The sequence below is a fragment of the Kitasatospora sp. NPDC056800 genome (assembly GCF_042789775.1).
Taxonomy (GTDB): domain Bacteria; phylum Actinomycetota; class Actinomycetes; order Streptomycetales; family Streptomycetaceae; genus Kitasatospora.
The window spans coordinates 16,081-18,868 of the sequence record NZ_JBHUAL010000186.1; the positions used below are offsets into that span (position 1 = coordinate 16,081).

The 2,788-nt window shown below is 72.8% G+C and carries 1 protein-coding gene; it reads left to right on the forward strand.

Annotated elements, in window-relative coordinates; all coding sequences use genetic code 11:
* Positions 1 to 73: 73 nt before the first annotated feature.
* Complete coding sequence (locus ACFRQN_RS31470) at positions 74 to 2,740, forward strand: TIM-barrel domain-containing protein (protein ID WP_380743679.1); 2,667 nt, start codon at positions 74 to 76, stop codon at positions 2,738 to 2,740.
* The last annotated feature ends 48 nt before the right edge of the window (positions 2,741 to 2,788 follow it).

Sequence of the window (2,788 nt, forward strand, 5' to 3'; positions counted from 1 at the left end):
GGGCACGTCCGGCACGCCCTGACCACCGGCCCCCCGACCACCCGCCCCTCGAACGCCGAACGGAGACACCACCGTGCGTCCACTCCGGCCCCACCTCCGCAGGGCCGCCCTCCTGGCGGCCCTGGCCGTCCTCCCCGCCCTCGCCGGGCCCGCCCTCCCCGCCCGCGCCGCGGCCCCCGCCTCCGCCGTCCTCGACCAGGGCCACCGGAGCGTCACCTGGCAGAGCCCGCAGTACGCCAAGGGCACCCTCGGCAACCCCGCCAGCTGCCCTCCGGCCACGCAGGACCCGGGCGGCACGGTCTGCGACCACTTCGACCTGACCGTGAACGTGCCGGCCGGGTACTGGGACGACAACCCGGAGGGCGGCGTCCCGGTGTCCGTCCGCTGGCAGAACCCCACCGACGACTTCGACCTCTACGTCTACGACGCCGGCGGCAAGCAGGTGGCCACCAGCGCCGGCACCGCCGACCCGGAGGCCACGGTGATCCCGAAGGCCTCGGGCACCTACCACGTCCTGGTGGTCCCCTACGACGTCCACGGCGGCTCCTACACCGGTACGGCCTACCTGCCACAGACCTCCGACGCCGGCGACCTGACCGGCTTCGGCGGCTCCCAGGGCAGCTACGACATCTCCGCGGGCACCCTGAAGGCCCGGGTCGACTTCCTCGCCGACGACCAGCTGCGCCTGCGCGCCGCCCCGGACGGCGTCCTCACCGATCCGGCGGGCAGCACGATCGTCCGCAAGCAGCCCGAGCCGCAGCGCGACACCAGCACCTTCGACGCCGGCGCGTACTACGGCATCCGCTCCAAGGGCCTGGTCCTGCGGGTCTACAAGCACCCGCTGCGGTTCGGCCTGTACAAGGCCGACGACCGCACCGCCCTCTGGCAGGAGAGCGCCCCGCTGCGCTGGAGCACCGGCGGACTGCGGCAGAGCCTCGAGCGCGGCGCGGACGAGCAGTTCTTCGGCGGCGGCGAGCAGAACGGCTCCTTCTCCCACCGCGACCGGACCGTCCACGTCGCCAACGGCACCGACTGGAACGAGGGCGGCTGGAACAACTCCCAGCCGTTCTACGTCTCCACCGCCGGCTACGGCGTCTTCCGCAACACCTTCACGCCCGGGATCTACGACTTCGGCTCGCCCGTCCGCACCGGGCAGCAGGAACGCCGCCTGGACGCCTACTACTTCACCGGCGACGTCAAGGCGGTGATCGGCCGGTACACCGACCTGGTCGGCAAGCCCTTCATGCCGCCGGTCTACGGGCTGGAGCCCGGCGACGCCGACTGCTACCTCCACAACGCCAACCGCGGCGAGCGCCACACCCCGGACGCGCTGAAGGTCGCCGACGGCTACGTGGACCACCAGATGCCGCTGGGCTGGATGCTGGTCAACGACGGCTACGGCTGCGGCTACGAGAACCTCGCGCAGACCGGCACGGGCCTGCGCAGGGACCACGCCCAGCTCGGTCTGTGGACCCAGAACGGCCTGCCCGACCAGGCCGAGGAGGTCAAGGCCGGCGTACGGGTGCGCAAGCTCGACGTGGCCTGGGTCGGCAACGGCTACGACTTCGCGCTGAACGCCTGCGACCAGGCCAAGGCCGGCATCGAGGACGGCAGCGACGCCCGCGGCTTCGTCTGGCTGCCGGTCTCCTGGGCCGGCGCGCAGCGCTGCGGCGTGCTGTGGAGCGGTGACCAGAGCCTGTCCTGGGACTACATCCGCTGGCAGATCCCGACCTACGCCGGCGCCACCATGTCCGGCATCGCCTACAACACCGGCGACGTCGGCTCGATCTACCGCCGGGACCCCGCGATGTACACCCGCGACCTGCAGTGGAAGGCCTTCCTCCCGGCGATCATGACCATGGACGGCTGGGCCCGGGACATGACGGGCACGCAGCAGCGGGACCAGCAGCCCTGGCTGGACGGCGAGCCGTACACCTCGATCAACCGCAAGTACCTGCAACTCAAGGAACGGCTGCTGCCGTACATGTACACCCTCTCCGCGGAGGCCGCCCGCACCGGCGTCGGCGCGGTCCGCCCGCTCGCCCTGGAGTACCCGCACGACCCGAACGCCCTCGGCCCGAACGCGACGTACGAGTTCCTGGCCGGGCCCGACCTCCTGGTCGCGCCGGTCTACTCGGACACCGCCGTGCGCGACGGCATCTACCTGCCCGAGGGCACCTGGACCGACTACTGGACCGGCCGCACCTACCAGGGCCCGACCACGGTCAACGGCTACTCCGCCCCGCTCGACACCCTGCCGCTGTTCGTCCGCGGCGGCGCGATCGTCCCGATGTGGCCCAAGGGCACGCTGTCCTGGGAGAACCGCGACCGCTCCGAACTCGACTACGACCTCTACCCGAAGGCCTCGGGCGACTCCTCCTACACCCTGTACGAGGACGACGGCGTCACCCGGCAGTACGCCGCCGGCTCCTCGGCCACCCAGCAGGTCGACGTGCACACCGGTCGCGCCGTCACCAACATCCGCATCGGCGCCAGTGACGGCGACTACGCCGGCAAGCCGGCCGAGCGCTCGTACCGCCTCACCGTGCACGGCCGCCCCGCACCGCGCCTGGTGGCCACCGACGCGGGCCCGCTGCCCCGGCGGGACTCGGCGGCCGCGCTCGACGCGGCCGGCTCGGGCTGGTACCACGACGCCGCCACCGGGGTGACGACGGTCCGGACGCCGTCCGTCCCCACCGGCGACGGCTTCTCCCTCAACCTGGTCCACGGCGGCAACTGACCGCACCACCGCGAGGGGCTTCCGCCCCGGTACGGCGAGGGCCCCGCC